General features: G+C 36.7%; 21 protein-coding genes. 16 read left to right on the top strand and 5 right to left on the bottom strand.

Translation table 11 applies throughout. The features are described from left to right. The 3 genes from L3V41_RS01175 to L3V41_RS01165 all read left to right on the top strand — a co-directional run bounded on the left by L3V41_RS01175 (nucleotide 1) and on the right by L3V41_RS01165 (nucleotide 5,973). Complete coding sequence (locus L3V41_RS01175) at nucleotides 1–3,474, top strand: ATP-binding protein (RefSeq protein WP_237127043.1); 3,474 nt, start codon at nucleotides 1–3, stop codon at nucleotides 3,472–3,474. Between the two features lie 371 nt (nucleotides 3,475–3,845). Next, a complete protein-coding gene (locus L3V41_RS01170; RefSeq protein ID WP_237127042.1) occupies nucleotides 3,846–4,151 on the top strand; it encodes a helix-turn-helix transcriptional regulator in 306 nt (101 codons plus the stop codon). 13 nt (nucleotides 4,152–4,164) lie between these two features. Then, nucleotides 4,165–5,973: an ATP-binding protein gene (locus L3V41_RS01165; RefSeq protein ID WP_237127041.1), complete on the top strand. Its 1,809-nt coding sequence runs from the start codon at nucleotides 4,165–4,167 to the stop codon at nucleotides 5,971–5,973. 4 nt (nucleotides 5,974–5,977) lie between these two features. Here the strand turns inward: L3V41_RS01165 and L3V41_RS01160 are convergent, their stop codons facing one another. After that, on the bottom strand, nucleotides 5,978–6,631 hold the full coding sequence (locus L3V41_RS01160; protein ID WP_237127040.1) for a site-specific DNA-methyltransferase: 654 nt from the start codon (nucleotides 6,629–6,631) through the stop codon (nucleotides 5,978–5,980). A 13-nt stretch (nucleotides 6,632–6,644) separates the two neighbouring features. Then, complete coding sequence (locus L3V41_RS01155; protein WP_237127039.1) at nucleotides 6,645–6,923, bottom strand: hypothetical protein; 279 nt, start codon at nucleotides 6,921–6,923, stop codon at nucleotides 6,645–6,647. A 213-nt stretch (nucleotides 6,924–7,136) separates the two neighbouring features. Between L3V41_RS01155 and L3V41_RS01150 the strand changes: the two genes are divergently transcribed. From L3V41_RS01150 to cas6f, 4 genes are read left to right on the top strand one after another with little or no spacing between them, the layout of a single operon-like run. Next, entirely contained in the window at nucleotides 7,137–8,312 is a 1,176-nt protein-coding gene (locus L3V41_RS01150) for a TniQ family protein (RefSeq protein ID WP_237127038.1), read from the top strand. Between the two features lie 3 nt (nucleotides 8,313–8,315). Beyond that, on the top strand, nucleotides 8,316–10,364 hold the full coding sequence (locus L3V41_RS01145; RefSeq protein WP_237127037.1) for a type I-F CRISPR-associated protein Csy2: 2,049 nt from the start codon (nucleotides 8,316–8,318) through the stop codon (nucleotides 10,362–10,364). Then, nucleotides 10,364–11,392, top strand: coding sequence for a type I-F CRISPR-associated protein Csy3 (gene csy3 / locus L3V41_RS01140; protein WP_237127036.1), 1,029 nt, complete (start codon nucleotides 10,364–10,366; stop codon nucleotides 11,390–11,392). The genes L3V41_RS01145 and csy3 overlap by 1 nt, the downstream gene beginning before the upstream one ends. Then, nucleotides 11,389–11,991, top strand: coding sequence for a type I-F CRISPR-associated endoribonuclease Cas6/Csy4 (gene cas6f / locus L3V41_RS01135; protein ID WP_237127035.1), 603 nt, complete (start codon nucleotides 11,389–11,391; stop codon nucleotides 11,989–11,991). The genes csy3 and cas6f overlap by 4 nt, the downstream gene beginning before the upstream one ends. 386 nt (nucleotides 11,992–12,377) lie before the next feature. On the opposite strand, the gene L3V41_RS19910 is transcribed toward cas6f, so the two are convergent. After that, the gene (locus tag L3V41_RS19910; protein WP_267135521.1) at nucleotides 12,378–12,509 is read right to left on the bottom strand and encodes a hypothetical protein; all 132 of its coding nucleotides are present in this window, start codon (nucleotides 12,507–12,509) and stop codon (nucleotides 12,378–12,380) included. Nucleotides 12,510–12,649: 140 nt separating this feature from the next. Here L3V41_RS19910 and L3V41_RS01130 point away from each other — a divergent pair, with 140 nt between their 5' ends. From L3V41_RS01130 to L3V41_RS01090, 9 genes are all read left to right on the top strand, one after another. After that, nucleotides 12,650–13,771: a competence protein CoiA gene (locus L3V41_RS01130; protein ID WP_237127034.1), complete on the top strand. Its 1,122-nt coding sequence runs from the start codon at nucleotides 12,650–12,652 to the stop codon at nucleotides 13,769–13,771. Between the two features lie 27 nt (nucleotides 13,772–13,798). Next, nucleotides 13,799–16,327 (top strand): hypothetical protein, encoded by a 2,529-nt coding sequence (locus L3V41_RS01125; protein WP_237127033.1) that lies wholly within the window; start codon nucleotides 13,799–13,801, stop codon nucleotides 16,325–16,327. Further along, nucleotides 16,317–17,237: a hypothetical protein gene (locus L3V41_RS01120; protein ID WP_237127032.1), complete on the top strand. Its 921-nt coding sequence runs from the start codon at nucleotides 16,317–16,319 to the stop codon at nucleotides 17,235–17,237. The genes L3V41_RS01125 and L3V41_RS01120 overlap by 11 nt, the downstream gene beginning before the upstream one ends. Before the next feature lie 390 nt (nucleotides 17,238–17,627). Next, nucleotides 17,628–18,122, top strand: coding sequence for a zinc-ribbon domain-containing protein (locus L3V41_RS01115; RefSeq protein WP_237127031.1), 495 nt, complete (start codon nucleotides 17,628–17,630; stop codon nucleotides 18,120–18,122). A 227-nt stretch (nucleotides 18,123–18,349) separates the two neighbouring features. Continuing rightward, complete coding sequence (locus L3V41_RS01110; protein WP_237127030.1) at nucleotides 18,350–20,506, top strand: TonB-dependent siderophore receptor; 2,157 nt, start codon at nucleotides 18,350–18,352, stop codon at nucleotides 20,504–20,506. Between the two features lie 240 nt (nucleotides 20,507–20,746). Then, a complete protein-coding gene (locus L3V41_RS01105) occupies nucleotides 20,747–21,592 on the top strand; it encodes an HDOD domain-containing protein (protein WP_237127029.1) in 846 nt (281 codons plus the stop codon). A 136-nt stretch (nucleotides 21,593–21,728) separates the two neighbouring features. Then, the gene (locus L3V41_RS01100) at nucleotides 21,729–22,448 is read left to right on the top strand and encodes an SIMPL domain-containing protein (protein ID WP_237127028.1); all 720 of its coding nucleotides are present in this window, start codon (nucleotides 21,729–21,731) and stop codon (nucleotides 22,446–22,448) included. Between the two features lie 3 nt (nucleotides 22,449–22,451). Beyond that, nucleotides 22,452–23,201 (top strand): hypothetical protein, encoded by a 750-nt coding sequence (locus tag L3V41_RS01095; protein ID WP_237127027.1) that lies wholly within the window; start codon nucleotides 22,452–22,454, stop codon nucleotides 23,199–23,201. 64 nt (nucleotides 23,202–23,265) lie between these two features. Then, nucleotides 23,266–23,499: a hypothetical protein gene (locus L3V41_RS01090; RefSeq protein ID WP_062569916.1), complete on the top strand. Its 234-nt coding sequence runs from the start codon at nucleotides 23,266–23,268 to the stop codon at nucleotides 23,497–23,499. Here the strand turns inward: L3V41_RS01090 and L3V41_RS01085 are convergent. Continuing rightward, nucleotides 23,496–23,876 (bottom strand): diacylglycerol kinase, encoded by a 381-nt coding sequence (locus tag L3V41_RS01085; RefSeq protein ID WP_062569917.1) that lies wholly within the window; start codon nucleotides 23,874–23,876, stop codon nucleotides 23,496–23,498. The genes L3V41_RS01090 and L3V41_RS01085 overlap by 4 nt on opposite strands. A 20-nt stretch (nucleotides 23,877–23,896) precedes the next feature. Beyond that, a complete protein-coding gene (locus L3V41_RS01080) occupies nucleotides 23,897–25,522 on the bottom strand; it encodes a phosphoethanolamine--lipid A transferase (RefSeq protein ID WP_237127026.1) in 1,626 nt (541 codons plus the stop codon). Nucleotide 25,523: the final 1 nt, after the last annotated feature.

Below are 25,523 nucleotides of genomic sequence, written 5' to 3'. Positions count from 1 at the left end.
ATGGATATTTATAATAAAGGTGGTGCAAGTTTAGTTGGTTCGAAGGTATTTTTAACAATAGTTTCCTTTGTGTTTTTTATTTTTGCCTTATTTGCAGTTTATTTTTTTGAAGGACACGTTAAAAGTGATGTTTTAGGGTCAATTGATCAAGAGTTTACTGAGACACAAGAGCGCTTAAAAGAAATAGTAACTAGTTCAATTGCTGAGTCAAAATCAGATCTCCGCTTTTTATACTCAACTCCCCCTATATCGGGATTACCAAGAGCTGAATTTAATGATGGAATTGATCCATACGATGGTACTACATACAACCAGTGGAAAGAACGTCTAGAAACCATATTTATTGGCTTTATGGAAAATAACCTTGCAGTTGAGCAACTTCGTGTTATTGCTGTTACTGCCGAGGGTAGAGAGTTAATACGCGTGCAAAGAGTAGGCGCATCTGTAGAGGCTGTGCCTGACTACTCATTGCAGGCTAAAAGTGGTGAGCCATATTTTTTACCAAGCTCTCAACTTGAAACGAATCAAATTTACATGTCACCACTCACTTTAAATAAAGAATTTGGTGAAGTGGTTTTTCCTTACCAGCCAATGTTACGTTTTTCTATTCCCGTCTTTAGTGATAAAGGAAAGCGGTATGCATTTTTAATTATGAATGTAAATGCTAATGCACTCATTGATAATCTTAAACGAACCGTTTTTAACTACTCTGATTTAATTATTAGTAGCTCTGAAGGTGACTTTATTTACCATCCTGTAGAAGACTATCAATTTTCACGAGATTTAAACCCAGACCTAACGTGGGAAAAAGTTTATAGTCAGAAAGTTCAATATCAAGGGCTCTACACGGTAACATCAAAACTTAACCCTAACTTGCAGTTTTATGTACATTCTACAAAAGTGAAAACAAGACCTAGGAATAAATATGGATATATTAACTTTAATCTTTTAGTACCTGAAAAATACGTAGAAATGTTAGTTAATGAGAAACGTGAAATCACTTATGGCTTCCTAGCGGCTATTGGTGTTTTCACTTCCATATTACTTATAATGTTTTATAGAAATGCAACGAGGAGTCAGTTATTAGCGGAAGCTCGCAGAGAAGCATCTGCAATAGTTGATGGGTCAATCGATGCAATCGTTGGGTTAAATCTAGAGGGTGAGTTAACAAGTATAAATAATACAGCGGAGCGTTTGTTATCAATTTCTAAAGTGACAGCATTAGGGAAACCAGCAATAGACATTGAGTTTCTCTCAAAATTACCCACCCAGACCTACATTAATGATATACAAAGCTCAAAATCACAAATTAAAGATGAATTCTCCGAACAATTTGGCGAAACAACGTTTCATTTTGCGATATCTGTTAGTCCCGTATTTTCTGAACAAAGTACTTTAATTGGACTTGCTTTAATTATTAGAGATATAACAAAAGAAAAAGAAGCTGAAATAAAAGTAAAACGATTAAATACAGAGCTAGAAGCGAAAGTTAGAAAGCGTACTCAGGCACTTGCAGAGGCTAAAGATGATGCGATCAAGCATAGCGATATTAAAAGCGCATTTATATCGAACATAAGTCATGAGCTTCGAACTCCATTGAATGGGGTCATTGGCACTTTAAATATTTTAAAACGAGAAGAGTTGTCTGATAAATCACGAAACCTTGTTGAAATGATGGATCTAAGTGCATCAAATTTAAATCTATTAATTAATGACATACTTGATTTATCTAAGATTGAAGCAGGTAAACTGGATCTAAATCTTAAAACAATCAATCTACAACTACTAATTGAAAGACTAGTTGAATCAAGTGCTATTCGAGCCTTTGATAAAGGGTTAAATGTATATTTAGATACCAGTGACTTAAACTGTGAGAATATTAAAACAGATCCGCTCAGACTCAGCCAAATTTTAAATAACTTAATCAGTAACGCGATAAAATTTACTGACAAAGGCTATATAAAAGTCACTGTTAGTTCTGAGCGCATATCGGAAAAGTTATATGATTTAAAAGTGAATGTCCAAGATACGGGAATAGGGATAGCGCCTAGTACGCAAGGACAATTATTTGATGCGTTTCAGCAGGCAAGTACGGCAATATCAGAAAAGTTTGGGGGGAGCGGACTTGGCTTGTCTATTTGTAAACAATTATGTCAATTAATGGATGGAGACATTTCTGTCAGTTCAACTTTAAATCAGGGCAGTACTTTCACCTTCAATATTAAAGTTCGCTGCAATGGAGAGAACTTTCAAGTTACTGAAAAATGCTACGAGAATAAAGCTATTTTGGTGGCGAGCAGTAATCAGAATATTTGGGAAGTCTTGGATAAGACAATTAGTTTGCTAGGCGGTATTGTCAGCACATGCTCTATGGCAGAGCTTGGTGCACATAAAAACAAAGCTTTTGATTACGTGTTCTTAGACTATGAAGATGATACAACGAATAACATAGGTTCAATCATTGAAGTTTTAAGCGATTATAACCAAAGTGCTCAGTTTATAACACTTCATCAACCAGGAAATCCACTCCCTAAAGGTATTGCATCAAAAGTATCTCAAATCACCAAACCTATAACCCAAACAGAGCTGGTGCAAGTAGCTGGCTACGAAGTGCCAAAAAGTGAGCCATTATATCTACTTTCTGAAACCAATAGCTTTGAAGTTACAGATGATGTCACTGAGCAATTAAAAGATTGTACAATATTGATTGTCGACGATAACGAAATCAACATTGAAGTTGCTAAAGGCGCATTAGATGAGCTGCCTATAAATATTTTAACAGCAAGTAATGGACAAGATGCAATTGAACTTTTAAATCATTTCAACACAAATGAGAAGCAAATAAACTGCATACTGATGGATTGCCAAATGCCAATTTTAGATGGTTATCAAGTATGTGAAAAAATACGCACAGGAAAAGCAGGAGAGTCGTTTATTGATATTCCTATCATTGCAATGACCGCAAGCGCTATGGCTGGTGAAAAGGAAAAATGCTTAGCTGTGGGGATGAGTGATTATGTGAGTAAGCCAATTGAGGCAGTTAAAGTATTAGAAAAGGTCGTCAAATGGTCGTTATCAAGCTACGAGGGGCAATCTAAAGCAATTCCTCTTGCCGGAAATGAACTCAAAGAAGAAAAACTGTGGGACCGCGAACAAGCCCTTGTACGATTATTAAATAAAGAAGTCTTACTAAACAAAATTTGTGAAGTGTTTGTTGTAAAAGCACCTATTAAAGTGCAGCAACTAATAGAGCAACACAAACAGGGGAATAGTGAAGAAGTCCGTCAAATAGCGCATGCGTTAAAAGGGATGTGTGGTGAAATAAGCGCTAACAAATTAAGAGAGTTATTCTCTGATATTGAGGTGATAGCAGAGAAAGGTAGTTTGGATATAGGCACTCAGCTAGCCTCTGTTGAACAAATGATACCTAGGTTAGTAGAGGATGTTAAAAAAAGTACAACTTCTAACAAGTAAACTCAGCTTAAGCCTAAAAGAGGCGAGGTCTAATATCTAATAAGAGCGTTACCACCTTATGAAATTGTATTGAGCCGCCCGTTGGCTCTAACTCATTTTTGTCCAAAAAAGTGTTGAGCAAACACCTGATTTTCATCAATTGGTGACCTACCAGTATCTGCACATTAAGGCACAACTGATGTCGAGTTAATTTTTAAAACTCCAACACTAGTATGAAAATAACTATTTAAACTTACATGTTCTAGTAGTTGAAGTGGGAAAGTAAGTACGGACATTTTTGTATCTGTTTCAAAACTAAAATATCCTTAGTACACTTATGAGTTAGATACTAAGAGAATCTTAGCAAGATATAATTTATAGCTAAGGTTCACATGGAAACTCCAACACCTTCACGCCTAAAATCTGCAAGAAAGGCAGCAGGCCTTACTCAGCAACAGCTAGGTATGGCTTTAGGAATGGAGCCAAACACGGCTAGTGCTCGCATGAACCAATACGAAAAAGGCAAACATGCCCCTGATTTTTTAACTATGAAACGCATAGCTAAAGAGCTAGATGTGCCAGTAGCTTTCTTTTATTGTGAGGAAGACATCTTATCTGAGCTAATTTGTGCTTTGGGTAAGTTAAAAAAAGAAGAACAAATCAGAATTTTAAACTCACTTAATTCTGATAAAACTTAAGGTTTATTTGGACATGGAAGTAAAAGCTAATCTCATTTCAAAAATTGGAAAAAGTACAGAAGAGTCTTGGGTTTTAGAAGGTGTTAGGCAAATGACATTTTTTATCGGCCCAAATAACTCTGGTAAAAGTAGAGAGCTACGAAGCTTATTTAAAGATAATTACAGCAATTGGGTTTTCGATTTAGAGATACTTCCTGTTTCAGAATTATCAAAACAAATATCACAATATTTGCGTAGTAATAACTCGACAGGTTTTGACCTTTTTGGATTTATGAACAAAGGGAAACTATCTGATTTTTTAAAAGAAAACTTAAGTAAAGTTAATGATATTAATGGACTTATAGCTGATTCTTATAAAGGTAGTCTTTATAATCCTACTCGCTCGAGCTCTGTTGATGAAAGTGGCTTTTATAAAGCCATGTTGAACTTGATCCAAAATATAAGCAATGCAGAACAAATTGAAGACTTAATATCTTTGTACAAGCCCTCAAATTGGTCAAAAATTTATATTCCAACCCTCAGAGGCCTTCGACATGTTGCTGAGTTAGATATTTTTGAACAGAGGACCAAATTAGATTATTTCTCGAATATGAATCAGAATGAGTGTGAGGTTTTTACAGGTCATAACCTTTACAAAGACTTGACGGAACACTTACTTGGCTCTTTTGATAAAAGACAAAAAGTTCGAGACTATGAAAACTACCTTTCGGAAAACTTTTTTTTTGGCAGGGATATATCTTTGGTTCCGATGCTTGATAAGCATGTCGTATATGTCAAAGAAGGTGATGATGAAGACAGGCCAATTTATGATTTGGGTGACGGTATTCAATCAATAATATTATTGACCTATAAAGTTTTCATGGCTGAAAAACCAACAATATTTTTTATAGAAGAGCCAGAACATTTTCTGCATGCAGGTCTTCAAAGAACTCTGATTGAGACATTTGCAAAGCATAAAGAACACTTGTTTTTTATGACTACCCATTCAAATCACTTTCTAGACTTAGTTCAAGAACGTGATGATATTTCTATTCAACAAGTTTCAAGGGTAAACGGTGAGAGTATAGTACAAGCTTCATTAGATTATGGTGAGTTACTTAATGAGCTTGGTGTACGTGCATCGTCGGTACTCCTTGCTAATTGTTCAATATGGGTGGAGGGCGTTACTGATAAATTATACTTGCGAGCCTATCTAAATAAATACATCGAAGAGCTCGAAGATGAAGATAAGAAAAGTAAGCTGAAAAGTTATCATGAAAATCTTCATTTTGTTTTTACAGAGTACCAAGGCAGTAATATCACTCACTGGGATTTCAGTGATGATGTTGAAAACGATGGTAATGAAACTCCTGCTAAAAGACTCAACAGAAATATCTTATTAATTGCTGATGCAGATATCGAAGGAAAGGGTGAACGTGTTGAAAGCTTACGAAAAGCTTTGAGTGAGGCATTTTACTTACTCGAATATAAGGAAATTGAAAACTACATACCTTTTGATATTTTGATTGATACAGCTAAGGCTAGATGGGATACTTTTAAACTGAGAACTGGCAGTAATATCGACAGATTTGAAAATATGAAGGAAGAGTTATTCAAATCTAATAAGTATGGTATTGGTGAAGTACTAGAGCGCTATGTCGACAAAGCTGATGGACTTGAACGGAAATTCTATTCTGACAAATCAGGTACAATTAAAGACAAAGTTAAATTCTGTCATACTGCAATTTCACTAATGAATGAGTCTGATGATTGGAAGTTAACGCCAGAACTTACTTCGCTTTGTGAAACGGTTTGGGATTTTATCGAATCACACAATCAATAACTGCTTATGTGATTCGACCTTTTAGGTGTGAATGGGCAGATTCTGAAATATCACATCCGATAGCTTGTCGATTTAAGTTATTGGCTGCTACTAAAGTAGCTCCTGAGCCAAAAAAAGGATCGACGACGAGTTCATTTTCATTACTGCTTTGAGAGATAAGCGTTTCAATTAACTTAACTGGTTTTTCAGTAGGGTAGCCCCTATATACTCTTTTACAAGTGAGGATGTCTGGCACGCTTAGATCATTTAACTTACGCTTACCTTTCTCGAAAAAAAGAATATATTCGTGTCTAGCTCTGTAATGATAACCCATTCCAATAGTCACTTTATCCCAAATTATTGGCTTCCAAAACTTGAAACCTACGTTTTCAGCTATTGGCTTAATATAAAACATTGTTTCTTGATCGCAGAATAGATAAAAATGAGAACCTTTTTTAAGCACTCTGTAAATTTCAATTAGTAGTTCTTCAAAGCGACTATTTGGAAATATGTCGAACCATTGATTACTTGACGATTTACTTACTTTTAAGCGAGTGGTCGTTCCTATTTTTCGATGTTTTTCTAATGATTCGTAGGGTGGGTCGGTAATTAAAAGATCAACACTTTCGGTTGAAAGTGTTGATAACCAATTTACCGCATCATCTTTATGTACTTGCATTAAATCTCTTTAGCTAAAGTGTGCTACACAAACGGCCATTGTGAAAAGCTTTCGAAGCAACGCCCTTTTTTAATCTTCGACAATCACTGCAATAGCTTTGATATCCATCAGGGTTGCGAGCTGTTTTACGAGCAGGAGTAATTCCAAAAGAAGCCGGATATGGGTGGAATATATGTTCAGAACCATTAGCGTCAGAACAATGAGGGCATGATTTAAACTTTTGACCGGTTGATGAGTCTTTCTTTTGAACCATACCGCTATTTAAAGCTTTGCCACAGCAGTTACAAGCCATAAGAATCTCCTTATAAGTTAGCTTTGTATTTTTAAATTTGAGTTTTTATTATGTTACTGGCTATTAATACATCCTTTAGAAATGCCGTAACGCTCTCTACAGTATCAGATATTGTACTTTTGTGAAGTACGAATGATTTAACGATAATTATTTTTGACTATCTAATTTATTTAGCCTAAACCTAAACTAAGATTTTCTTAGTTTAGGTTGGCGATGCATTTTTTAGTTCAAACAAAACCTTACCCAGATGAGGCGCTTGAAAGCTATTTGCTAAGGCTTGCAAGGGATAACTCATACGATGGCTATAGTGAGCTTGCTGATATTTTGTGGCAATGGCTTGCAGAGCAAGATCATGATCTTGAAGGTGCGTTGCCGTTAGAGCTGAGTAAAGTTGATGTTTATCATGCTAGGCAAGCGAGCAGCTTTAGAATAAGAGCGCTCAGGTTAGTAGCCCAATTAGCAGATGTTAATGCTGGTGACATTCTTGAGCTTGCATGTCGGCGCAGCAACTTTAAATTTGGCAACCTAGCAGCAGTAAGCCGTAATGAACTGACTATTCCCCTTGAACTACTTCGCACTGATAACATACCTGTTTGTATTGAATGCTTGTATGAGTCTTCATATATTCCTTTTTATTGGCATTTAAAGCCCTATAAAGCGTGCCATAAGCATAAGACACAATTAGCCACACATTGTGGTGAATGCCATAACTTAATTTATTACAGAGCTTCTGAGGCGTTTCTAGAATGTAATTGCGGTTGTAAACTAACCAATAGTGAACAGTTAAACGATGCAGACTTTAAAATTGCAATTGCTCTTGCAGGTAATCACAGCCAAAAAATAGTCGGGTTAATATCGTGGTTTGCGAAAGTTAAACAACTTGATATAAGCGACGCTGACTTTAGTTGTACCTTTGTGGGGTATTTTAGTGCTTGGCCTGATGGGTTTACCACTGAATTAGATATACTTACAAACAATGCGCGGCTCAAACAACTTAACCCTTTTAATAAAACTAAGTTTAACTCTGTATATGGCGATTTACTTCGTGATTGTCAAATTGCAGCAACAAGTAACCGTAAAAACAAAGTACTTGATGAGATTATTAAATACTTTGTTGAATTAGTTGATAGTAACCCTAAAGCTAAACATCCAAATATTGCTGACTTACTGCTATGCACTTTTGATGCCGCAGTATTGTTAAACACCACAACAGAGCAAGTTTATAGGCTTCATCAAGAAGGCTTTTTAAGCTGTGCTTATCCACAAAAAAAGAACGAACAGCTCAGAGCTGATAGCTATGTATTTTATTTACGCCAAGTTATAGAGCTACAGCAAGCATTCGCAGCTGAAAAGCCTCAAACAAAAAAACAATTTATAGCGCCGTGGTAACTTATGAACTTACAAGATGCATTTGCAATTGAATCACTAAAAGAAAAAACCACAGCACTTAGAAAGTTATTTGCGCCATACACGCCTTGCATTGCGGTAGATGGCTTTGAAGAACAAGCGCTGACTGTGCTCATTAACCTAGTTTATAAACAAAGTGAAATTGATGATTTAACAAGTTTAAGAGCCGCTAAAAGTGTATTACGCGATGAAGTGTTACTGAGTAAGTGCATAAACGAAGTTAAATGGTTTCATACTCATAATTTAAAATATCCTGATATACGAGTAAGCCATCAACGTTTAATTAGTATGGTAGTAAGTGAAGATATTGCAGGTATTTGCAGTCGGTCATTACCGTTGAGTTTTGGTTGGTCGCACAACAGTGCTGAAATTAATCATGCAAAGCTATTTTTAACCTTATTTATTTGGCAAGGTAAAGTGACTTGTTTAGCAAAGTTATTAATTACTGAAGAGCCTGTCTGGATTGATTTTATCAGAGCATACGGTTTCACAAAAAAGGCGGTTTTAGACATAGCTGGTAAAATAAAACACCAATTGCCAGTAGCAGAGCTCCCGTTAGAAGTGAGCTCTTTTTCACTACAATTACAAATGCCATACCTGCAAAGCTACCTTGCGGTTACGCCTGTAGTAAGCCACGCAATGCTAGCTAAAATTCAGCAATTAACAACAGAGCGTAAATTAAACTCTGGTTTAGTTGAGCACTCAAGACCTGCCAATGTTGGCGACTTAGCAAGCTCAGTAGGTGGTAATTTAAGAGTGTTGCGCTACTTCCCTAAAACATATTCTAAGGCTATTAACCGCTCTAAAGTAGCCAATAATGATATTGAGAAAGCATTTAAAGTTCGTGCGCTATTAAGTAGTCAATTTCAACAGGCGCTTTTGGTATTGGTAGACATTAAGCAGTTTAATACATTGAGGCAAAAACGATTAGCGCGAGTAGCGGCTATTAGGCAAGTCCGTGTTAGTTTGCAGTTATGGCTTGATAACATTCTTGAAGCTAAAAATAACGCTCGAGAGCAATCTTACCCTGATTGGGCAAAGCATTATTTAGATCAGAGTATTACTAACTGTATTAGCCAATTTAGTAACATACTAAATGAAAGCCTTGGTAATTTAAGTAAGCTCAAACGCTTTGCATATCACCCTAATTTAATGGGGCTGTTTAAAACGCAGTTAAACTATGTGTTTACTCAGTGTGCAACTGAAGAAACATTAAATGATGAGCAAATAGTGTATGTACATTGCCAAGATATGCGAGTGTTTGATGCCGAGGCAATGGCTAACTCGTATATTCAAGGTATGCCGTCACTTACTGCTTTAAATGGGCTTGCTCATAACTTTGAGCGTAAGCTAAAAAATTTTATAGACCCTTCAATTAAGTGTATTGGTAGTGCCATTTACATTGAAAACTATCAATTACATACAGGTAAACCATTACCTGAGCCAAGCAAGTTAAAACAAGTTGCAGGGCGTAGTCATGTAATAAGATCAGGAATTATCGATAAACCTAAATGCGATATAACACTCGATTTAGTCTTTAGACTTTTTGTACCAAATATTGAGATGCTTAATAAATTAAACAGTCAACTTTTAAAGCCCGCACTACCATCTTCATTTGCAGGTGGAATTATGCATCCACCTTCGTTATACCAAAATATAGATTGGTGTCATGTGCATACTAAACCGAGTGAGCTGTTTAAAAAACTTAAAGCAAAATCGTCAAATGGCAGTTGGTTATATCCTTCAAAAAAAGTAGTTAAAAGTTTTGAACAATTAATTGATGCCCTTAACGATAACTTTAATCTAAGACCCGCTGCAATTGGCTTTGCTGCGCTTGAAGAACCCGTAAAGCGAGGTGGAGCATTACATGAGAACCATTGTTATGCTGAGCCCGTAATTGGGTTGTTAGAGTGTGTTAGCAATACGTCAGTTAAGTATGCAGGGGCTAAGCAGTTCTTTCATGACGCATTTTGGGTTATGGATGTTCAAAAAGAGTCTATGCTTATGAAAAAGTCTAAGTTTGAGTATGAATAATGCAATTACCTCGGCACTTAAGTTACTCGCGTTCGCTTTCACCCAGCAAAGCAGTGTTTTTTTATAAAACACCAGAGTCTGATTTTGAACCGCTACAAATAGAACAAAATAAATTAGTTGGGCAAAAATCAGGATTTGGCGATGCCTATCAAAAGCAAAATGTGGCTAAAAATTTAGCGCCACAAGATCTTGCTTTTGGAAACCCTCAAACAATTGATGTGTGCTACGTGCCTCCAACAGTAAAAGAGCTATTTTGTCGTTTTTCACTCAGGGTTGAGGCCAATAGTATTGAGCCTCATGTTTGTGATGATCCTAAAGTTATTTATTGGTTAAAACGTTTTTTTGAAACCTATAAAAAGCACAATGGCCTTAATGAAGTTGCTACCCGTTACGCTAAAAATATACTGATGGGAAACTGGCTTTGGCGTAACCGTCAATCACCGAATGTTGATATAGAAGTGCTTACTGAACATGCAGCCCCGATTGTTGTTGAAGGTATACAAAAGCTAAAGTGGCAGGGCAATTGGCAAAATAATCAAACAGCGCTAATAACATTATCAGAAGCTATTCAAGAAGGGCTTAGTAACCCTCAAAGCTACTGTTATTTAGATATAACCGCAAAAATTAAAAATGCATTTAGCCAAGAGGTTCACCCAAGTCAAAAGTTTGTAGATACTGTTGAACAGGGCATGTCATCTAAACAACTTGCATACACTCAAGTAGGCGATAAAAAAGCAGCAAGTTTAAACTCACAAAAAGTAGGGGCTGCGATTCAAACTATTGATGATTGGTATGAGGGAGGCTACAAACCTATACGCACTCATGAGTATGGCGCAGATAAGCAAATATTAGTTGCACACAGGACACCTAAGACCCATTCAGACTTTTATTCATTACTCCCGCGTATTGCTTTGCATATTAAGCACATGGAAAAGCATGGTTTAGGGCAAAGTGATGAATCAGACGCAATCCATTTTATTGCGGCAGTGCTGATTAAAGGTGGCTTGTTCCAAAGGAGTAAAGCTTGAAGCGCTATTATTTTACCATTACTTATTTACCCAAAAATTGTGATGTAAGTCTTCTTGCTGGGCGTTGTATTGGCATGTTGCATGGGTTTATGAGTTCACGTGAAATAAGTAATATTGGTGTGTGTTTTCCTAAATGGAATGAGCAAACGATAGGCAATCAAATAGCGTTTGTATCAACAGATAAAAAGCAATTAACTAATCTATCTCAGCAAAGCTATTTTGAGATGATGGCTCATGACAAGTTGTTTTATTTATCAAAAATACTTGATGTACCAACAGAGCAAAATGAGGTTATGTTTATTCGCAACCAATCAGTAGCTAAAGCTTTTGTTGGCGAAAAGCAAAGGCGGTTAAAACGCGCTAAAAAAAGAGCTGAAGCCAGAGGTGAGGTTTATAATCCTGAATATAAATTTGAGGCAAAAGACATAGGCCACTTTCATTCAATACCCGTATCAAGCAAAGGCAACGGGGAAAATTTTATACTTCACATACAAAAAATTGAAAAAGCTGAATCCTTAAAAAATCAGTTTAACAATTATGGTTTTGCTACAAATCAAACATTTCAAGGTACAGTTCCCTCTTTGAATACCCTTTTTTAATAGTTTTAAAACACCCTGTAATTTTCAATGAGTTATCAGGTTTATTAAGGTAAGGGTAAATAATTTAAATTCATTTAACGGTTTGGTATTTATAGAAATTTAAACTATTTTTAATAGTGAACTGCCGAATAGGTAGCTGGAAATTGACCTGACTTTACTTCTCTTCGGGTTACTGTGTGAACTGCCGAGTAGGTAGCTGAAAATGTAAAGCTATGGGTATAAGTCCTAAGCGAATTGTGAACTGCCGAGTAGGCAGCTGAAGTTAGGCCAGGAAGTAAACAACCACATCTTGTGACTTTTAACTGCCGAAAAGGCAGAGGCTAAATAAAAAGACCTCCAGCAAACGCTGGGGTCTTTTGTTCTAAAGCCGAATAATAATTTTAATCTTATTCACCCTTTTTGTGATCGTGTTTTTTAAGGCTAGGATGTTTACTTTTATTCTCTGGGGTAACACGTCTTCGCTTATCAGTTTTACCTGTAGAGTCAGCTTTAGGTTTTGGACCTGGTTTAATACTCATATTATTTCCCTAAGAGTGGTTTATTTTTAGTTTAGCTCATGGTTTAGACTTGTCTATCCAACGCTAATGCTTGCTACTGTAAGTTTTAAGGGATAGATTACTGAGAGTGAATATTTTAAATGGAATTAATAAGTTAGTTTATGTCTACAGTCTCTAAAGTTTTTTTACCTGTCGAGGGTAAAAGTTATTCCTCTAATGAAATTCTATCTATAGATGAAGCAGGTCTATTTAAGCTTAGACGCTTTCTAAGAGAGCCAGAAGGGCTTGGAAGTATACTATGTGCTACATGTTTTCAGCCTTTAATACTTGCCGGTACTTCATCGCAAAAACATCATTTTAAACACCCTATCGGTTCAGAAGATTGTCCTGTGAAAAGCACAACAAGCCTCACCGATAGTGAACTAAAGGCAATTAGTTACAATGGAATAAAAGAAAGTAAAAAACATAAAGACTATAAAGCGACTATATCAAATTTGCTTAAAAGCGAATTTGAGTATGAAAATATTCAAGTAGAACAAACTTATCGAGAGCAGTTTCAGACGGGACTAGCTAAAGCATGGCGAAGACCAGATATAAGTTTTTACTCTAACACGCACAACATGGATATAGCTATTGAGTTAGTGTTAGACCAAGTACCACTAGATGTTATTGTTGCGAGAGATCGATTTTTTAAAGAACAAGGTGCTACAGTCCTTTGGCTATTTCTACAAGACAAAAACAACTTCACCCGAAAAGACATATTTTATAACTCTAACGAAAACCTTTACGTATTTGACCTTGAATCAAAAATCACTAGCCGAGATCAAAGCAAGCTGTTTTTTAAGTGTTTTTATACACAATACGGAATCGATGATTTAGGCTTTCAGGTACAAGTTGTCAGTTCAGAGCAATCAAAATTAGTGAGTTTGAACGACTTACACTTTAACGAGAACAACCTTACCTATTTCGATGTTCAGCAGTCAGAAACTGATGCAAAAAACGAAGCAGATCAGATATATAAACTGCGCCAGCAAGAGAACGCAGATTACAGAAAAAGGTTAAATGAAAAAAGGAAAAGTAGATTAAGCGGTAACTCTTCTTATGCATCTGTTGCAGATAAATATATACAGCCAAGAATTATTCAACCTGGCTTGATGTCAAAGTTAAAGGCTAAAGGCATACAAATAAAATGCGCATGCGGAAATGATGATTTGACTAAATTTAGAAGTAAGGCATGTTTTGTTTACTGTAATTCATGTGGTTCAGAGGTAGGATATGATTAAACATATTTTAACGAATGGAATTGCTTCATGATTATTGAGTTGAAGCAGAAATTTTCTCAATATAAATTATTTTGGAAAATTCAAAGGCTGTATAAATTAATAAAATTCGAAGTTGCGAAGGGATATTATCTATTAAAGGAGTTTGCAGTAAAGTTTTCCAGCATGCTTGCTTTTATTTTTAACATGTTTAAAAACTCCTTACCTTATTTCGTTTTACCAATATCAATTGCACTCTTAACACAAAGTTTAGAAGCACCTTTAAGACCATTGTTTGTCAATAACGGATGGATAGTTTTAAAAGATACTGATTACTCAACTTTAGTGGCAACAGTTACAAGTATTAGTGGCCTTTTTATTGGTTTGTATTACACCGCTATTACTAGTATTAGTGGTGCAATCTACACAAAGCTACCTCAGAGCTTGCGTCAATTATTATTCAATGAAAGTATAGGCAAAAACTATCTAAGATATTTAGTATTTTTTACATTCTTAGGGATTCTTTTCCTAACCCAATATGTTTTAGGGTATAGAGTAAATCCTATCAATGTTCCTATTATCACCGTTTTAGCAGGTTTTGCTGTATTTGCTTTCTACCAACTTGGAGTGCGAGTTTTATCTTTATTCGAGCCAACCGAGCTTTCAACTGAAATCTTTAAAAACATTCACAAGTCTGTAAAAAATGTAATACCTGGAAACAATAACTGGAAAGTACCTGAGTTTCAAAAGCATGAACAAAGCAAAGTACAATCTTGGTTAGAGTCCATAGACGCATTAGCTACATTGTCATCTTCAGAAAGGCATCTATCAGGTAAGGTTTTTTTAAAGTTTGTTGATCAAATAACACGGTTTTTATGTTGGTATGAGTTTAATAAAGATAAAGTACCTAGAAACAGTGAATGGTTCGAGTCGAAGCTTGAACATCCTGATTGGTACAAAAGTAATGATTCAGTGACTAATCGAGCATTTCAATTTGGTCAAATCCTACAACCAAAAATAGTACGTGATTATAGGTGGTTGGAAAATGAGCTTTCAAAAGTTCTACTCACTTGTCTAAAAACCAATTTAAATTCTAAAAATTATGATTTTGCGCATGGAACATTAAATTATATTAAATTGTATGTTGAAGTAATCTCTAAGAAAGGGGATATAGCATGGTCGCTCAAAGTTATTGAAAAAACAGCTAGTATTGCTACAACACACATCAATCTAGTTTGTAAAAAAGATACTGATCAAAACGAAAACTTAACAATACTCTGTGATGAGATAGCAGGGTTACCAATCAATTCTTTTTTAGCATTCAGGCAAGGTTTAGAACTGAGAGATGGCATAAAAATTAGCGATTTTGTGAAGAAAAAGGAATGGAGAAGAAGTAACTTTATTTATGAAATACCGTTATCTGAAAATACTATCAAAAAACTTGAGTGGCTATCTGAAAGGTTAGTTTTCGAATATCAAATCGAAAATAAATACATAACACCTGATTGGTATATTTTAGGCGAAGTTAGTCGAGAGGAAGAACTATCTTTTATTAAAAACATAAACTTGTTCGCGAATGAAGTCGGTAAGTTATACCAAAGTTGGGTTGCAAATTTAATTTCAGCAAGAAGGTTTTGGCTAGCTTCTACCTGCATAATACGTGAAAAAGAGTTTTGGTCTAAGTTTAGCTATCAACGTTCTAAACTGAGTGACTATCAAAACTCTCTATTGGCTCATAAAAATAATGAAGCTCAATGGAGTAACTTTGAGCTGGATAATATATTTGATGTTGTGGAGAAGAGATTAAATACGATCCAAGACATAAATGAAGTAGTCTTAAAGGGGCTTCTGCCATATAGTCGGCCAGCTAGTCTTCCAGATTATCATGGTTTTTTACTTCATTCTTTAGGTGAAAGTGTTTTTGAAGCACTAATTAATAATGATTTGGGAAAAGTTGGAAAACTATACAGGACCTATGTTTGGGTTAGTTTTTATAAATTTTCTGAATTAATTTCAGAAAAATATAAACACACATGGCAGATAGAAAACCAATTTAGGATTGCATCCGCAGCATTAGTTGATTTATTTGATTTGACTGGATATGCCATAGTCATTAGTAAATTTAATAAAAATAAAAGATTAGAACTTTTTATTCAAAGTATTTGGGAGCAATATTTCAACCAAGAGCAGAGCCGTTTTTCGCAGGTACTTTCTACAGTAAATTACTTTGATAGTTTTCCAGGGATAGGTAATAGATGGGATCATAGATTTAATTGGAAAAACACAATAAACCTTAAATTAAGTAGTGAAATTGACACGAAAGAAATAGCAATGAGCAAACATTATTTTGATACAGAGAAAGTCAAATTACATAATGATCCTATCGTGAGGTTGTTTGCTCGTAATCCAAGAGATTTTAATAGAGAAGGAATTGATGCCTTTGTTACGACAATATTGATACCAAAGTTATCCTCTGAAGATGAAAGGCTAGTTAATGTTAGGCGTGATTTGAGAAACGATATTCTGCGAGAAAAAGAGAAATATGATAAATATATAAAGAGTGTATCTGATGCAGAATAACCAAAGAGCACAAAGACCTAAGTTCTTATCCAGAATTCTGGATGACAACAATGAATACGATTTTCGAGGCTCAACACATGTGTATATTCTAAGAGAGGAATTGCATGCAGGATTGCTTCCTTATGGAGGTAGATCAGTTTCCTATCCAAATTTTGCTGTTGAAATATCAGGTAACGATTTAGAGGAAGCAAAGTCAATTTTAAATGGCTTAAAGAATTATCCTGAAATTCATGTGACACAACTTGTATGTGATGTTGTAAACACTTTAGGTAATCAGCTTTCATATTCGGGGATTATAAGGCATGAAATAATAGAGTCAGAACATTACTCTTTAAGTCATATTCCGGAACAGTCACTTTATGATCTCAAATACTTTTTTGTACAAGTTGTACCTAAGGAACAAAGAGAAGCTAGTAGTAAAAGTTTTATATTTAAAAAGGCTAAATATGTATGGACGTTGACGTTACCAGAGAAAGTTTGTCATTGGAAAACTTATAGAAAGATTTTAAAGGGATTGGCTGAAAATACAAATATGTTACCTCCTTATGTTGAACTTGCCGGATTAGCTCAATCTTCCATTGATTTCAACTTTGAAAATTATAACAAGGAAACTTCCAAGTATATTTATAAAATTCTTAATGGTATTGGTGGTAATCAAAGAGAATCTAGGCCTGAATTGGTAACAGAATTTTACTTAGTTCATAGGATGCTTAGACTGAACCTAAGTAAAACTCTAATTAGAGAGCATATTATTGATGAGCTAAATTTACTTTTTTCAAGATTAAATTTAGATGCGAAAATAATTATTTCAGAATTACCGACAAGTAAGTGTGTTAGAAAGTTAATCAGTGATATTGAGTTAGATAAGAAAGGGCTTAATGAAGCACTTTCAATAATCAATATTTACTAGCCATAGGTAAAATTGGTACCTTTATGCCATTTAATGCTTCAATATTATGCCAACTTACACTTCACTTGTATCGTTTTAGCTTAATGAAATCGAATGTGGCTATGTCAACTTATACTTCAAACAACATGGGTTTAGTTTGAAGTATAAGTTGACATTTCTTCCAAAAGACAAATCAACCTATTTCCACTCAAAGCTAAACACTCTCTTATAAACCTTCCATAAATCTGTAAGCTAAGAATAGATCTACTTGTTTAATCAGCTTTTTATGTGCATGAAAATGCCAAGCTTACTCTGTGTTAATTACTGCGGTGCAGTATAAATAAGAAAAAGTTTCTTGGGTGATTAAAATGACGATATCATTAAAATTTTAAACGGCACTTTTCAAAGCATATGGCGAGAAAAAATATTCCGAACTATGTAACTCACCCAAGGTATGGCAGTGCTCCATTGGTTTCCAAAGATGAAGTGCCAGCATGCACAATAGACAGTGCACACTGGCATTACTCAAGCCTTAAATATTTTCCTGAAACGGCGATTTTTGCAGATACTTCTAAGCAGAATTTTGCTATTTACCCCCGCAAGATTTATGTAGATATCGAAGAAATGTGTGAAATATGTGGCAGGCCTTTTATCTTCTATGCACAAGAGCAGAAACATTGGTTTGAAGACTTAGGCTTTTGGATTGATGCACACTGCACTAGATGTGTTGAATGCAGAAAAAAAGATCAAGGCACTCGCCTTATGCACAAACGATATCAAGAACTTATCGTTTTAAAGGAGCGAACGAATCCACAGAGTAAAGAACTCAAGCAAATAGCAATAAAGCTTTATAAATTGGGGTATATACGAAATCCAAATAAGCTGAATATTGACATCGGAATCTAACGAGTTAAGTCACTAATTTGTCGTCTAGACCTAAGAGGTATGGAATCGAAAGTGGTGAGTTACCGCTAAACTCAATATTTTCAAATTAATAGAATTAGCTTTTTAAATTAGCATTAGGGGGGATAGTTATTATTTAGTGTGAATTGTATTATATTAACATTAAATTTAATGCAAATAGGAATTGTTCGTGATAGCATCTTTGTGCTATTTCAATAACAAGGGTTATTATGAATTTTTCTCTACTTCCTACAGCCACAGCGGTGAGCTTAGCGCTTCTGTCAAACAGTGCTTTTGCAGCAGAACAAACTAATAAAAAAGAAACAGACCTCATAGAAAAGATTACTGTAAATGGTAAGTACATCGTTAACGAAAATATCGATACAGCGACAGGCCTTGGTTTATCTATTCGTGAGACTCCACAGTCTGTAACGGTCTTTACTGCTGAGCGTATTCGAGATCAAGATTTAGACACGATTATTGACGCAGTTGATAATACGGTTGGTTTGTCATCTTCAAAAATGGATAACGTACGTAACACCATGCAATCACGCGGGTTTAATGTGTCTAACTATCAAATTGATGGTGTGCCTTTATCATGGAGTTTGGCAGGGGATTCTGGTGAAACGTCAGCGGATGTTGCGATTTATGAACGAGTAGAGTTTGTACGAGGCGCCACGGGTTTATTAACAGGGGCGGGCGACCCATCTGCATCAATTAATCTTGTTCGCAAACGCGCGCGTAACACCGACTTAACTGGTTATGTTGATGCTTCAATAGGAAGTTGGAATAAAAAAGAGTTAACCCTTGATATCGCGAATGGCTTAAATGATAGCGGTACAGTGCGCGGTCGGGTGGTTGCAAAAGTGGTTGATAGTGAATCATATATCGACTTATACGAAGAGAATAAAAATATCTTCTACGGTGTATTAGAGACTGACCTAACACCTGATACTACACTGCGTGTAGGGGCGAGTTACCAGAACAGTGATCCGCATGGTCCTGTGTGGGGCGCTTTACCTGCATACTATACAGACGGCACAGCAGCTGAGTGGGATGATTCTAAAACCACGGCCCTTGACTGGACTCGTTGGGAAACAACGCACAAAAACTATTTTGCAACCGTTGAGCATTTATTTTCGAATGGTTGGCAGTTAACAGCAAATTATAATCACTCAAAATATGATAAAGAAAGCCGCTTATTTTATGTTTCTGGTGCATTAGATAAAGACACAGGGGCAGGCTTAACAGGGCAACGTTATTTTGCGTTTGGCTCAACAGAGCAAGACAGTGTCGATGTGCAGCTTAAAGGTCAATACACTTTGTTTGAACAGAGTCATGACTTTGTGGTGGGTGCGCTTTACTCTAAGCAAACTGGTGAAACAAGTACTCGCGATCCCGATCCTATCATTGGTGGTAGCGCATGGGATGCGGTTCCTATTGATAACTTTTTTGATTTCCAAGGGGATGATATTACAGAACCTAATTGGACTGAAGAAGTGACACTACAAGATGATAACGACACAGTACAAAAAGGCTTTTACGCAGCTACCCGAGTTTCGTTAACTGATGCGTTTAAAGTGATTGCTGGTGGGCGTGTTTCGTCATGGGAGCGAGAGCGTTACTATTATGGCGATCAACAAGATTACGGCGATTCAGGTGTTTTTGTGCCTTACTTTGGCGCACTCTTTGATTTAAATGATCAGCACCGCATGTATGCCAGCTACACAGAAATTTTTCGTCCGCAAAATAGCTTAGATGCGAACGGCGAGTATTTAGATCCTGTTGATGGTAAAGCAAGTGAAATTGGCTTAAAGAGTGCTTATTTTGATGAGCGTTTGCAAACATCTTTGGCTATTTTTGATATTCAACAAGACAATTTAGCCACAGAAGACCCCAACTTTGTGCCAACAGCTGAACAAATGTCAGCATATTATGGCGCTGAAGGAACACAAAGTCGCGGCTTTGAGTTTGAAGTGATGGGGGAGCCTGTGGATGGTTGGAATATCTCAGCCGGCTACTCACAGTTTAAAGCTGAGGATGCCAATAACAACAAAGTAAATACAGATTCACCACGTAAGCAATTTAAGTTATTTACGACCTACCAATTTGTAAAACAATTACCTGCGCTTACAGTTGGTGGTGGTCTTAACTGGCAAAGCAAGTCGTATGCGCAAGGCACAACACGTAATGTAGAGCAAGATGCTTATACAATTGTAAACTTGATGGCACGTTATAATATTAATGAATCAATGGATTTACAGTTAAATGTTAATAATCTATTCGATAAGAAATACTATAACTACATGGCAGCAGGCTACTATGACCTTTACCGCTATGGTGCGCCACGTAATGCATCACTGAGCTTTAGCATAACTTTTAATTGATTGCTCGGGATAGGCTCATATCGAGTTGCAACTAAAGGTGCATTTGCACCTTTAGTTTTATGATTATCAGGGCTTCTTCGTTATTCTAGCTTTAAACAGCGACGAGCTGTTTCATTTTATGACAACTCATTTCCTTCTTTAATCTTATTGATCTTAAATAATACCCTTTTAAATAAACTGGCTTACTCTGTTGCCAAATTAAGTAACGAGCTACTCGCTTGTTTGAGGGATTTTAGATAAATGATTACGTTAGATGAGCAGCGTTTAACATCGTTAAAACGTGGTTTTCATATACCACCTAAGCCTGAACTGCTCGATGAAATTGCAAGTGAAATGGAATTAGACGATGCTTGCTTAGATAGAATTGCCAGCATGATCTCTAAAGATATTAGCCTCTCTGCTTTATTATTAAAAACCATCAACAGTCCTTTTTTTGGCTTACAAAGAACGATCAGTGATATAAAACAAGCGGCTATGTTTTTGGGTTTAGAGCAACTAAATCGCTTAGTTACACTCGCATTACTCAAGAACAACTTTGTTGGTGATGCCTACATCAGTTTAGAGCGATTCTGGGATGAGTCTGTTGAAGTGGCAAACGCTTGTGTTTGGCTTGGGCATAGTTACAAGTCGCTGATGCCAGTTGATGAGCTCTACTCGTTAGGTCTTTTCCACAATGTTGGCATTGCAGCAATGGCCCTAAAATACCGTGACTATATTGACGTATTACAACACGCAAATCATGCAAAAGAGCAAGTAATAACCGAGCTTGAACAAGCTCGTTATCAGTGCGACCATGCTGTTATAGGTTATTTTATTGCCACATCGTGGCACTTACCTAAGCCGTTATGTAATGTTATTTTGAACCATCATAATAGTCATTTTTTACAGCTAAGTGATAATGACCACCAGCGAATGGCCTTTGCTATTTTAAAATGTGCAGAAAGCATGATTGACTATGCCAGACACAGGCAACATTCAAGCGAGTGGCTAAAAATTAAAGAGCAGTGCTTTATCGAGTTAGGAGTTATTGAGCAGGAATACGCTGATCTTCTAGAAGATTACCTCGACAATTCAATGGCGAGTTAAAGTTAATAAAAACCTTCGATAAGCAAGCGGGTGGTGTTAATTCACTGCTCGCTTTTTTACATCTAAAGAAAGCATGCATTACTATACTTTCAAGCCATAGCAAGGCATCATAACTTTTTTCTAAGGAGAGGCTATAATGCTTAAACCTTTGTTTTCACTGGTTTTATGTACCAGTTCTGCGATGGCTGCAACAAGTCTGCCGGATAATCGCCATATTGTTGTTAAAGGTGAGGCTGTTGTGCGTACTGCCCCCGACAGGGCTGATATCACGTTAGAGTTTGAAGCTGTAAAAACCGAAAGCGTGCAGGCTAAGCAGCAAGTCGATGAGCAAGTAAATGAACTCCTTGCGGGCTTAAATAATTTCTCTATAGACGAAAAAAGTATCTCTGCGGGGCGAATTTTCGTAGAGCCGAACATGCGCTATGACGAAAACGATAGCCAAGTTAAAGATGGTTTTCGAGCCACGCGTAAGGTCAAAGTTAGCCTTAAAAAACTCTCCCTTTTGGACGGATTTTTAAATTTTGCGCTTAAAGTAGGCGTCAATCAAATCGAGCAAATTCAACTTTTATCAACCAAAGCCTCAGATTACGAGCAAGCCGCTCTTGATAAAGCAGTAGCGAATGCCAAACAGCAGGGAAGTAGCCTTGCTAGCGCATTCGAAGCGAAACTTGGTCGAGTGTATAGTATTCAATCGCAAGAGGTAAGTAGTCACTTCGGCTATGGTAGCAACACAAATATTGAACGAATTATGGTCGTGGGCTCACGTATTAATACAGTCCCAGAAGGTAAGTATTTACAAGAATCGATTACCTTCAGAGCAAGTCTCAATGTCGTGTTTGATTTGGTAGTAGAGTAATTGATGAGATTTTTAAAGCATGGCGTTTATCTATTTCTTTTGTTGATGGCATTCAGTAGTTTTGCCGCAACAAAGCACATAAATATCGTCAAACCTGTGGTTGCGGCGTTTAAGGCAGGTGATAAAGCCGCCATTGCTGGGCGGGTGCATTATCCACTGCAGCGTAAAGCGCCGCTGCAAGCAATTGAAAATGAGCAAAGGTTTATAGAAAACTTTGAGCAAATTTTTGATAAAGAATTTATTGAACAAATAGCTAGCTCAAACATTCGCCATGACTGGGAAATGATGGGCTGGCGCGGCATTATGTTTGATTCAGGCAAATTGTGGTTAGACTTTGATGGCTCTATTTGGGCTGTGCCTTATGAATCAGAGGCAGAAAAAACACGACGCGAAGCGCTGATTGATGAGCAAAAACAAGCGTTACACAAAAGCCTTCGTGAATTTACAAAGCCGATATTAACGTGGCAAACAAAAAAGCATTTAATTCGTATCGATGAACTGGCTGATAATCAGTACCGTTATGCAGCATGGGAAATTGATCAATCTATGCAAGATGAGCCAAGCCTTGTGATCACAGGGGGCACATTAAGTTTTGATGGCAGTGGGGGCAATCATTTTTATACCTTTACTAATAACGGCTATCGTTATGTATGTCATGTAATAGTGCTGGGTACTGAACAGTCACCACCAGGGGTTTTAGAGGTATTTAAAAATAACGTACAGATATTATCTGAGCCTGTTTTAAGTTTGTAAGGTATTTTTCTTATTTTGAACTACACTTACTTTTTCAAAGGAGTCTCTTTTAAAGGAGTAAGTTATGGGCACAAAATTTTGGGTATTAAGAGCCACTAAAGTTTTTACGCTGGTGGCTATTTTATTATTTATGGTAGAAATCTTGAAAGGCCATGAGCCATCAAGCGCATTGGCTTTTGCGTTACTTTGGTCTTTTATTGTTACAGCAATTTTTATCGCAACCCGTTTATACCATTCATCAAAAGGGCGCCATTGTTCACTGTGTAACGACACCCCAGATGATAAAAAAGCAAGTTAACTTAGGTTGTTAACAAATACGCCGCCCCATACCAATGTACAAATCGTTAGAGCAATCAGTACGGCTGCTGAGCCTAAGTCTTTAGCTAGGCCTGAGAGTGGATGAATTTCAAGGCCTATACGGTCTATTGTGGCTTCAATTGCTGTATTGACGACTTCAGCAAATATCACAAATAGCACAGAGACAAGCAGCATAACTTTCTCATAAAGACTAATTTGCCACACAAAAACCACGGCTATGGAAAGGGCCAACAGTATCAGCTCTTGCTTAAAAGCAGACTCATGTTTTGCTAACCACGAAAATGCACGTTGGGAATTTTTAAATGCTAGGCGAATACGTTTAATGCCGATGGGCTTGTTAGTGCTATCAAATTGCATAGTATGAAGTCTCTTTTACGTTAGCTTTGTGTTGAGCAAGTATTAAAGATATCTTGCTCTGGGTGGTATTCAGTGCTTTGTACATGGGTTAAGCCAAGTAGCGTGTCAAATATATTATCGTGAGAAAAAGCCTGATTACGCTGTTGTTCGATACATTGATTAAAATCGGTATCGGCCAGTTTGTTACTCCAAAACAGCATAGGCACTTGGGTTTGCTCTTTAGGCGCTAATGCGTATGGGAAGCCATGTAAGTACAAGCCTTTTTCACCTAATGATTCACCATGATCAGAGACATACAGCAGAGCTTTGTCATCCGCCTGACTGTTTTGCAGTAAATTAATAAGTTTACTCAGCACTAAGTCGGTATAAGCAATGGTATTGTCATAGGTGTTTGTCAGTTGCTCACTGCTACAATTTTGGATATCGCTCCGTGGGCAGTCAGGCAAAAATTTACTGTCTTTTTCTGGATAGCGGCGATAGTAGGTTGGCCCATGTGAACCAATCATATGTAGTACCACTAGTTGGTGCTTCGCATGACTCTTGGCAAGTTTGGCAGTTAACTCTGCAACCAGTACTTCATCAAAACAATAACGTCCGTCACAAAGTGGGTTTGTCTTTGTTGGTTCTATTGTCTGGGAGTTTACTCGCACGCAAACCCCTTTACAGCTGCTATTGTTATCAATCCACGTTACTTCGACACCACTTCGTTGAATAATATCTAGAGCATTTTCTTGGCTTTGCGCTATGCGCGAATCATAGTGATTGCGGTCCAAGCGCGAAAACATGCAAGGCACAGAAATGGCAGTCGCCGTGCCACATGAACTGACATCACTGAAATATTTAACGCCAAGCTTAGGGGTATATTGATTAGTCGGCTTGTTGTAACCTTGCAGCGAAAAGTTTGCTGCACGCGCTGTTTCACCTACCACCATAATTGTCAGTGAACTTTGTTGTTGTGCTATTAAGTGCGGTGTTTTATCTAATACTTTAAATGGTAAAGGAGGATAAAAATAATTGTCGCGCAGGTACTTATAGCCCGCAGTGTAAAATGCAAAAGGGGTAATATAGCTGGTTAGTTGACGATTATTACGTCCTACGGAGGCGTAATCTTTATAAAATGGGACGGCAATAACAGCTACAGCAATAAACGCTGTAACGTTAAGAAACGCAAAGCTTTTAAGGCGAACACGAAAGTTTCCGACAATATTAAAACGAGAAAATACGTAAGCAGGCAGTACACCAAGCACACTAATGAAGGCGACAACCTGTACATTGAGGTATGAAAATGCCTCCCCTGAATTTGTCTCTAAGATATTTTGCAGCATGCTTTTATCAAAGATAACACCGTAATTTAAGGTTGCATAAAACAACAATGATGAAACCACGATGCTTGTTAAAAGCACGGGTTTTACAAAGGTGATTAACGATAACCAACTTAATACCATTGCCGTCATTGCTAATAAGAAAAACGGTACGCTTGCTATAAATAACCAATCGACATGTTCAGGTTTGCTGGCTGCTTCAAGCATGTTAAATAAAAACAGGCCATTAAATGCAATAACCAAGTACAACGACACCAGCCAGACAAATTGGCTGTAGCTAACGTGCCATTTTTTAGCAAAGAGTTGTTTAATTTGCATGTTCATA

Source organism: Pseudoalteromonas sp. L21, from assembly GCF_021728035.1.
In the GTDB taxonomy this organism is placed as follows: Bacteria; Pseudomonadota; Gammaproteobacteria; order Enterobacterales; family Alteromonadaceae; genus Pseudoalteromonas; species Pseudoalteromonas arabiensis.
The sequence above is the reverse complement of the archived record's forward strand: the minus strand, read 5'-3'. Positions and strand labels throughout refer to the sequence as shown.

Excerpts from the sequence above, each read along its gene's own strand:
- L3V41_RS01175 (WP_237127043.1), top strand. The coding sequence starts at position 1 with ATGGATATTTATAATAAAGGTGGTGCAAGTTTAGTTGGTTCGAAGGTA.
- L3V41_RS01170 (WP_237127042.1), top strand. The coding sequence starts at position 3,846 with ATGGAAACTCCAACACCTTCACGCCTAAAATCTGCAAGAAAGGCAGCA.
- L3V41_RS01165 (WP_237127041.1), top strand. The coding sequence starts at position 4,165 with ATGGAAGTAAAAGCTAATCTCATTTCAAAAATTGGAAAAAGTACAGAA.
- L3V41_RS01160 (WP_237127040.1), bottom strand. The coding sequence starts at position 6,631 with ATGCAAGTACATAAAGATGATGCGGTAAATTGGTTATCAACACTTTCA.
- L3V41_RS01155 (WP_237127039.1), bottom strand. The coding sequence starts at position 6,923 with ATGGCTTGTAACTGCTGTGGCAAAGCTTTAAATAGCGGTATGGTTCAA.
- L3V41_RS01150 (WP_237127038.1), top strand. The coding sequence starts at position 7,137 with ATGCATTTTTTAGTTCAAACAAAACCTTACCCAGATGAGGCGCTTGAA.
- L3V41_RS01145 (WP_237127037.1), top strand. The coding sequence starts at position 8,316 with ATGAACTTACAAGATGCATTTGCAATTGAATCACTAAAAGAAAAAACC.
- csy3 (WP_237127036.1), top strand. The coding sequence starts at position 10,364 with ATGCAATTACCTCGGCACTTAAGTTACTCGCGTTCGCTTTCACCCAGC.
- L3V41_RS19910 (WP_267135521.1), bottom strand. The coding sequence starts at position 12,509 with ATGAGTATTAAACCAGGTCCAAAACCTAAAGCTGACTCTACAGGTAAA.
- L3V41_RS01130 (WP_237127034.1), top strand. The coding sequence starts at position 12,650 with ATGTCTACAGTCTCTAAAGTTTTTTTACCTGTCGAGGGTAAAAGTTAT.
- L3V41_RS01125 (WP_237127033.1), top strand. The coding sequence starts at position 13,799 with ATGATTATTGAGTTGAAGCAGAAATTTTCTCAATATAAATTATTTTGG.
- L3V41_RS01120 (WP_237127032.1), top strand. The coding sequence starts at position 16,317 with ATGCAGAATAACCAAAGAGCACAAAGACCTAAGTTCTTATCCAGAATT.
- L3V41_RS01115 (WP_237127031.1), top strand. The coding sequence starts at position 17,628 with ATGGCGAGAAAAAATATTCCGAACTATGTAACTCACCCAAGGTATGGC.
- L3V41_RS01110 (WP_237127030.1), top strand. The coding sequence starts at position 18,350 with ATGAATTTTTCTCTACTTCCTACAGCCACAGCGGTGAGCTTAGCGCTT.
- L3V41_RS01105 (WP_237127029.1), top strand. The coding sequence starts at position 20,747 with ATGATTACGTTAGATGAGCAGCGTTTAACATCGTTAAAACGTGGTTTT.
- L3V41_RS01100 (WP_237127028.1), top strand. The coding sequence starts at position 21,729 with ATGCTTAAACCTTTGTTTTCACTGGTTTTATGTACCAGTTCTGCGATG.
- L3V41_RS01095 (WP_237127027.1), top strand. The coding sequence starts at position 22,452 with ATGAGATTTTTAAAGCATGGCGTTTATCTATTTCTTTTGTTGATGGCA.
- L3V41_RS01090 (WP_062569916.1), top strand. The coding sequence starts at position 23,266 with ATGGGCACAAAATTTTGGGTATTAAGAGCCACTAAAGTTTTTACGCTG.
- L3V41_RS01085 (WP_062569917.1), bottom strand. The coding sequence starts at position 23,876 with ATGCAATTTGATAGCACTAACAAGCCCATCGGCATTAAACGTATTCGC.
- L3V41_RS01080 (WP_237127026.1), bottom strand. The coding sequence starts at position 25,522 with ATGAACATGCAAATTAAACAACTCTTTGCTAAAAAATGGCACGTTAGC.